The sequence below is a fragment of the Desulfovibrio sp. genome (assembly GCF_018379785.1).
Taxonomy (GTDB): domain Bacteria; phylum Desulfobacterota; class Desulfovibrionia; order Desulfovibrionales; family Desulfovibrionaceae; genus Desulfovibrio.
This window is the reverse complement of sequence record NZ_JAGZUV010000041.1, coordinates 20,805-27,475: the sequence shown is the minus strand read 5'-3', so window position 1 is coordinate 27,475 and position 6,671 is coordinate 20,805. Positions and strand designations below refer to the sequence as shown.

The following is a 6,671-nucleotide window of genomic DNA, read 5'->3' as shown; positions in this document are numbered from 1 at the left end:
GGTGACGTCGTGCAGCACCTTGTGGCGGTCGATGTAAACCGACACGTTTTCCAGAGTCAGCAGAATGCGGCCTGTGGCGCTGTATACGGGGCGGTTTTCCCCACGCCGCGCGGGCGGGGCGGCGGAAGCGGCGGGCGGGGCGTCCAGCAGTCTGCCCTTGCTGACGTAGCGGCGCTCGCGGCACCAGTCCGGAATTTCTTCGGGCCGATGGGCGGTCAGAATCACGGTACAGCGCCGGGCGTATTCCTTCAGCACGTCGAAAAAGATTTTTTTGTGGGCGGTATCCAGGCCGTCGGCGCATTCGTCCAGCAACAGAAGGGCGGGCGCGCGCAGCAGGGCCCGGCCCAGAAGCAGCAGGCGCAACTGGCCCTGCGAGAGCGTGGGCAGGCTGCGGGCCAGCAGGCCCGAGGCCTTCAGGCGCGCGGCCAGGGCCTCCACGGCGGCCGCCTGCTCGGCAGGCGCGCGACTGTAGAGCAGGGGCGTGTCCTCCAGGCCGGTGAGCAGCAGGTCACGGCCCGTGATGTCCCAGGCCTGGCGCTGGTAGCCCTCCTGCCGGGCCGGGGAGACCAGGGCGGTCATGGACCGTCCGGCCAGGGGGGATTCCTCCGCGCCCGCATCCGTATGCCAGTAAATATGGCCGCTTGCGGGCCAGAGCTCACCGCGCAGCAGGCGGAGCAGGGTGGATTTGCCCGAGCCGTTGGGGCCCAGCAGGGCACAGTGCCGTCCGCGTTCCACGTGCCAGTCGATATGGTGCAGCACCATTTCCTGACGGGGATCGCCGGGCAGAGACAGGCTGACGCCGTCCACCGTGACCAGGGGGGCGGTGCAAGAGGCGGGCGGCACGGCCTGAAAGCGGAGCGGAGACATGCGGGCGGTCTCCGTTTTACAGGGGAAGGATCGTCATGCGACCCCTGTCGAAAAATACATGTTCCCTGAAGCCGAAAGCTCTGGCGTAGGAGGCCAGCCGCGCGAAGCCGTAAGCCACGTCGTCCACTCCGTGGGCGTCCGAGGCGAAACTGACGGACAGGCCCAACTCGGCGGCCAGGGCCATGACGGGCGGGGCCGGATAGATTTCGCGGCAGGCCTTGCGCAGTCCGGCCGAGGAGATTTCCATGGCCATGCCCGCGTCGCGCAGGGCCGTGAGACAGCGGCGGATTTGCGCCGTGCTCTCCGCTTTGGCAAGCCAGATGTGGAATTGCTCCACGGAGAAAATTTTGATCAGGTCCGGGTGGGCCGCGATATTGAACAGGCCCGAGCGGATCATGGCTTCCCAGGCCGTGAAATAGGCTGCATAGCGGTTTTCGCATTCTTCCTGGGAAGCGTTTTTCCAGGGCTCCGCGCCGTCGTCAAAACCCCAGCGCCCGAGAAAATGCACGCTGCCCAGCAGATAGTCAAAGTCATATGCCTTGCACGCGGCGCGGGTGTAGTCCTGCTGTCCCTCCAGCCAGTCCATTTCCATGCCGAACAACACGCGGCAGGGACCATGGCCCCCCTCGCGCGGCGCGGCCTTGAGCGCGAGTACCTCACGCGCGTAGTCCGGCAGACGGCGGGTGAGCTGCTCGCGGTACTCATGCAGATAGTCGAAACCCAGCGGGCGGGGCGAGTGCTCGGAAAAGCCCAGCAGGGTCAGTCCCTTGTCCAGGGCCGAAGCGTACATCTCGGCGGGCGTGTTCGCCCCGTGCGAGTATTTGGTGTGGGTGTGCAGATCGACTGTTATCATGTTCGGCTGTCCCAGGTGCGCGGCTTGCGGGAAAAAGATAAAAATTTATGGGAGAGGAAGCAAGCTCCTCTCCCATAACGCCATAGGATTTTGTCCGCTGGCAAGGCAGGCAAGCGGCCCGGCGCGGGCGCGTAGTCGTCTGCGTAACCAAGCCGGGCCGCGCGGCCTAACACAGCCAGCGGGCAAAAGAACATGGCGTCAGGCAAGCAGTCTCTTGACGATTTCCTGCCCTGCCCGCCGCCCCGCGCCCATGGCCAGAATGACCGTGGCCGCGCCGGTGACGATGTCGCCGCCGGCAAAGACATTGGGGATGGAGGTTTCGCCGGTTTCCTCATTGGTCTGGATGTAGCCCCACTTGTTCTGTTCCAGGTCGGGCGTGGCGTCCAGAAGAATGGGATTGGAACGGGTACCCAGAGCCACGATAGCCAGATCCGTGGGCAGGTCGTAGACCTCGCCTTCCACCGGCACAGGGCGGCGGCGGCCCGAGGCGTCGGGTTCGCCCAGCTCCATTTTTTGCAGGGTCACGGATTGCAGGCGCATTTCGGCGTCGCCGTTGAAGCGCAGGGGAGACGCCAGCATGGCGAACTGCACGCCCTCTTCCTCGGCGTGTTCGATTTCCTCGCGGCGGGCGGGCATTTCCGCCTTGGTGCGGCGGTAGACGATGTAGACGTTTTCCGCGCCCATGCGCAGGGCCGTGCGGGCCGCGTCCATGGCCACGTTGCCCGCGCCGAAGACGGTCACGTTCTTGCCGGGGAAGGCCGGGGTGTCCTGCTTGGGGAAATCGCAGGCCCGGCCCAGGTTCACGCGGGTGAGGTATTCGTTGGCCGAAAACACGCCCACCAGGTTTTCGCCGGGCACGCCCAGAAAGACAGGCAGGCCCGCGCCCACGCCGATGAACACGGCGTCATATTCCTTGCGCAGTTCGGCCACGTCCAGGGTGCGGCCGCCCACATAGTTCATGTGAAAATCCACGCCCGCCTGGCTCAGCCCGTTGATTTCCGTGGCCACCACGTTCTTGGGCAGACGGAAGGCCGGAATGCCGTAAATCAGCACGCCGCCCGGCTCATGCAGGGCTTCGAAAACGTCCACCTTGATGCCCGCGGCCGCGCAGACGCCCGCGCAGGTCAGGGAAGAGGGGCCGGAACCGATGCAGGCCACTTTTTTGCCGCACTGGGGCACGGCGCAGGCATTGGTGCCCGTGACCTGCTCACAGGCCGTGGTGGCGATGTAGGTATCGGCCACAAAGCGTTCCAGCCGCCCGATGGCGATGGGCTGACCCTTGGCCTTCAGGATGCACTTGCCCTCGCACTGGTTTTCCTGCGGACAGACGCGGCCGCAGACGGCGGGCAGGCTGTTGGTGGATTTGATGATCCGGTAGGCCGCGTCCATGTTGCCGCGCGCCACTTCGCCGATGAAGTCGCGGATGGGCACTTCCACGGGACAGCCCGAAACGCAGAGCGGCTTTTTGCACTGAAGGCAGCGCGAGGCTTCCTCCATGGCCATTTCCCTGGTGTAGCCCAGGGCCACTTCCTTAAAATTGGAGCGCCGCACTTCGGCGGGCTGACAGGGCATGTCCACCCTGGGGGCCAGCGGTTTTTTGGCTTTCTTAGTTTCCATGAGCGCACCCGTTGTAGGAGTCGAAGGAGGTTCTTTCCTGGTCGCGGTAAGCGGAAAGGCGGCGGCGCAGTTCGGGGAAGTCCACTTCATGCCCGTCGAATTCCGGCCCGTCCACGCAGGCGAATTTGGTCTTGCCGCCCACGCTCACGCGACAGGCGCCGCACATGCCGATGCCGTCCACCATGATGGGGTTGAGGCTGACCGTGGTCTTCACGCCGAAGGGACGGGTGGTGTCGGCCACGGCGGCCATCATGGGCACCGGGCCCACAGCCACCACCTCAAAGACGGTCTTGTCCTTTTCCAGGCGGTCGCGCAGCAGGTCCGTGACCAGGCCCTTGTGGCCGTAGCTGCCGTCGTCGGTGGAGATCAGCAGTTCGTCGGCAAAGGAGGAGAGCTCTTTTTCAAAGAGCAGCAGATCCTTGCCGCGCGCGCCGATGATGCCTACCACCCGGTTGCCTGCGCGGGAATGGCCCTTGGCGATGTGGTGCATGGCCGCGCTGCCCGTGCCGCCGCCCACGCAGATCACGGTGCCGCGTTTTTCAATGTGCGTGGGGTGCCCCAGCGGACCGCAGACGTCCGGAATGGCGTCGCCTTCCTTGAGGGTTTCCAGTAGGGCCGTGCTTTTGCCCAAGACCAGATAGACGATGGTGATGGTGCCGTTGGCCGCATCCGTATCGGCAATGGTCAGGGGAATGCGCTCGCCCGTGGGGCTCATGCGCAACATGACGAAGTGTCCCGGTTGCGCTTTTTGAGCGATGTGCGGCGCGTGCAGGACCAGTTTGCTGGTTTTGCCCGGGATCAGGCTTTCCTTGTGCAGAATGGGGGTCGGCATATGCTCTCCTGTGCTGCGATTGGGCTCTCGTGTCGCGTCAGGCGACACATGTCGCAAACCCGCAAGGGGTTGCGCGCCGCCGCAGGCGGCGTAAGCACAGCAAAAACCGCGTTTTTTGCTGTGTGATCTTCACGCCGAACCGACAGGTGAGGCGTGACGTTTCACTAGGGACTGTTTCTAAATATTGTTTCTTTTACCTTCCAGCTTCGTCAAACGTCGCGTTTCACACTGGTCGAATACCGGATTGCTGCTGGCCTCATTCGTAAGCAGCTTCGTTGCAACGGCTGAGGCAAGAGTATACTCCCGTCGTAAAAAGCTCGTTTTCCTCGCTGGAAAGGCGAAACTCCCTAATTTAGAAACAGTTCCTGGAGCAGTTTGCCTCTGAACGCTGCACGTTTCAGAGGGGTCATTCCGGCAAAAATATCTTTTTTGCCGGAATTCACGCCGCGTTGCGGCGCGCCTCACCGGAGCCTCTCAGCGTTGAAGTGCTCTGACGGCAGGCTGGCGTTGCGTCTCCAAAACAGGCTTGAAACAAGTGACGCAGTGCCGGTCGCCGCCCGCGAGGGCGGCGGGCGAGTCGAAAACCGCGTTTTCGGCGAAACGATTTGCGCCAGATTAAACGCGAATGAACAACGTGGCAAGCGCGGCAGTCCGACAACCGTCTAATTTCACATGCCTTTATAGGCCGCCAAGGCCCGGTTTGTTTGAATATTCAGTCAAAATAATTTTTATAATTTTTTTTTACCCGCCCCTAATGGCCGCTTGCCGCGGGCCGATAAGAATACTGTTGAGTGGGGAAAGGGGAGAACGCAACACCGAACATAAGGAGGCGGATCAGACCACCCCGTTGCAGGGAAGCAGTGATCCATTCAGGGAGGAATGGACATGTCGCTACTTATAACTGACGCATCCCGAACGGCGAAGACCGCGCAGGATGACGCCGATCCCGAGGCCAGACAGGAACTGGCCCGGCTCACGCGTTATCTTGCCATTTTGGAAGACAATAAAAAGGCCAGCCGCTTTGTCCCCGACGACGCGGCCCTGGCTCTGGATATGGCCGGTTTTGTGCGCAACCGGCTGCGCGGCGGGCGCGCCGCGCCAGGCAGCTCTCTGGCGCGCTTGGCATTGGCGCTGGTGCAGACCAGCCCGGACGCGCCCGCGCAATAACGCGCTGACCCACCCGCGTCCAAGCCTTTGGGCGACCGGCGCGGAAAACAGCCGCCGAGCGGCGTAGAGCGCCGTCAGGCGGCATAACCGGAACGCATCACCTTTCCGTGACATGAAGGGGTACGCGGCTGATCCGCGTTCCAGCAGATCTCCACTCAGAATGGGAGGGGCCGTGGGGGCCCCTCCTTTTTTTCAGCCCTGGCGGAGGCCGCGCGCTTTGCTTTTTCCCGCCGCGCCGGTAGAGTGGCGGCGCAAGGAGGGAGTATGTTGCTGCTCAGCCCCAGAATGACGCCGGAGGAATACGCCTTCGCCCTCACGGATGAAGCCTTCGCGGCCTGGCGGCCCGTGGAGGGCAAACCTCAATTCTGTTTCGACTATGACGGCGAGATGACCGTGTACCAGAAGCTGGAATACATGGGCGGGCTCATGCAGGGCTTTTACCGCCGATTCCGTCAGGCGCGGGCCGCCGGAGGCCGGAAGGCGGAGTAAGAGAAACGTCGGGTTTCCGAAGCGCTGAACGGCGGAGACAACGGCCGGGCGCTATGCTTTTTCCCGTCGCCGGCCGTGGCTGAAGTCCGCCGCGTACAGGCGCGAGGCCGCGCCCTTTTCCAACTCGCCGGGCAGGATCAGGAAAACGGTCTGGCGGGCGATGCCGTGCCGTTCCACGCAACGGGCCAGATCGTCTAGGGTGGCCCAGTGCAGTTGCTGGTCCGGCCAGCCCACGCGATGGGCGCAGAGCACCGGTGTTTCCGGGGGCAGGCTGCGGGCCAGTTCCGCCTGAAGACCTTCGGCGGAGTGGGCCGAGAGATAGACAGCCAGCGAGGTCTTGTGCGCGGCCAGGGCGGCCAGGCGTTCGCGCTCCGGCACGGGTGTGCGGCCTTCCATGCGGCAGATCACCATGCTCTGGGTCACTTCCGGCACGGTAAAGGTCACGCCCGCGGCGGCCGCCGCCGCGCAGGCCGCCGTGACGCCGGGGATCACCCGCCAGGGGATGCCGTCGCGCTCCAGCAGGGCGGCCTGCTCGCGCAGGGCTCCGTATAATGAGGGATCACCCGTATGCACGCGGGCCACGCGCTTTCCGGCCAGGGCCGTCTCGCGCACCAATTGGTGACATTCTTCCAGGGTCAGCGGCGCGGAATCCGCCACCCGCGCGTCCGGCCCGGCGCAGGCCACCACTTCCGGAGGCACCAGGGAACCGGCGTAGAGCACCAGCCCGGCTTCTTCAATGGCTTTGCGGCCCTTGAGGGTCAGCAGTTCCGGGTCGCCCGGCCCGGCCCCCACAAAGGAAACCAGCCCTGTTTTCACGCCCTCGGGCTTTGTGTGCGTGTTCGGCAT

The 6,671-nt window shown here is 64.1% G+C and carries 7 protein-coding genes; 2 read left to right on the top strand and 5 right to left on the bottom strand.

Annotation, left to right across the window (positions count from 1 at the left end):
- From KH208_RS09860 to KH208_RS09845, 4 genes are all read right to left on the bottom strand, one after another.
- Positions 1-867: ATP-binding cassette domain-containing protein (locus KH208_RS09860; protein WP_291435886.1), on the bottom strand; the 867-nt coding region annotated here is incomplete at its 3' end.
- Positions 868-883: 16 nt separating this feature from the next.
- A complete protein-coding gene (locus tag KH208_RS09855; RefSeq protein ID WP_291435884.1) occupies positions 884-1,720 on the bottom strand; it encodes a histidinol-phosphatase in 837 nt (278 codons plus the stop codon).
- Positions 1,721-1,918: 198 nt separating this feature from the next.
- A complete protein-coding gene (gltA, locus tag KH208_RS09850; RefSeq protein WP_291435882.1) occupies positions 1,919-3,337 on the bottom strand; it encodes an NADPH-dependent glutamate synthase in 1,419 nt (472 codons plus the stop codon).
- Positions 3,327-4,169 carry a sulfide/dihydroorotate dehydrogenase-like FAD/NAD-binding protein gene (locus KH208_RS09845; RefSeq protein ID WP_291435881.1) on the bottom strand — a complete coding sequence of 281 codons (843 nt, stop codon included), beginning with the start codon at positions 4,167-4,169 and terminating at the stop codon, positions 3,327-3,329. The genes gltA and KH208_RS09845 overlap by 11 nt, the downstream gene beginning before the upstream one ends.
- Before the next feature lie 885 nt (positions 4,170-5,054).
- On the opposite strand from KH208_RS09845, the gene KH208_RS09840 reads away from it, so the two are divergent.
- Together KH208_RS09840 and KH208_RS09835 are read left to right on the top strand one after the other, a co-directional pair.
- Positions 5,055-5,336: a hypothetical protein gene (locus KH208_RS09840; protein ID WP_291435879.1), complete on the top strand. Its 282-nt coding sequence runs from the start codon at positions 5,055-5,057 to the stop codon at positions 5,334-5,336.
- 264 nt (positions 5,337-5,600) lie between these two features.
- The gene (locus tag KH208_RS09835; RefSeq protein ID WP_291435878.1) at positions 5,601-5,825 is read left to right on the top strand and encodes a hypothetical protein; all 225 of its coding nucleotides are present in this window, start codon (positions 5,601-5,603) and stop codon (positions 5,823-5,825) included.
- A gap of 51 nt (positions 5,826-5,876) precedes the next feature.
- On the opposite strand, the gene cobM is transcribed toward KH208_RS09835, so the two are convergent.
- On the bottom strand, positions 5,877-6,671 hold the full coding sequence (gene cobM, locus KH208_RS09830; RefSeq protein ID WP_291435876.1) for a precorrin-4 C(11)-methyltransferase: 795 nt from the start codon (positions 6,669-6,671) through the stop codon (positions 5,877-5,879).

Excerpts from the sequence above, each read along its gene's own strand:
- KH208_RS09855 (WP_291435884.1), bottom strand. The coding sequence starts at position 1,720 with ATGATAACAGTCGATCTGCACACCCACACCAAATACTCGCACGGGGCG.
- gltA (WP_291435882.1), bottom strand. The coding sequence starts at position 3,337 with ATGGAAACTAAGAAAGCCAAAAAACCGCTGGCCCCCAGGGTGGACATG.
- KH208_RS09845 (WP_291435881.1), bottom strand. The coding sequence starts at position 4,169 with ATGCCGACCCCCATTCTGCACAAGGAAAGCCTGATCCCGGGCAAAACC.
- KH208_RS09840 (WP_291435879.1), top strand. The coding sequence starts at position 5,055 with ATGTCGCTACTTATAACTGACGCATCCCGAACGGCGAAGACCGCGCAG.
- KH208_RS09835 (WP_291435878.1), top strand. The coding sequence starts at position 5,601 with ATGTTGCTGCTCAGCCCCAGAATGACGCCGGAGGAATACGCCTTCGCC.
- cobM (WP_291435876.1), bottom strand. The coding sequence starts at position 6,671 with ATGCCGAACACGCACACAAAGCCCGAGGGCGTGAAAACAGGGCTGGTT.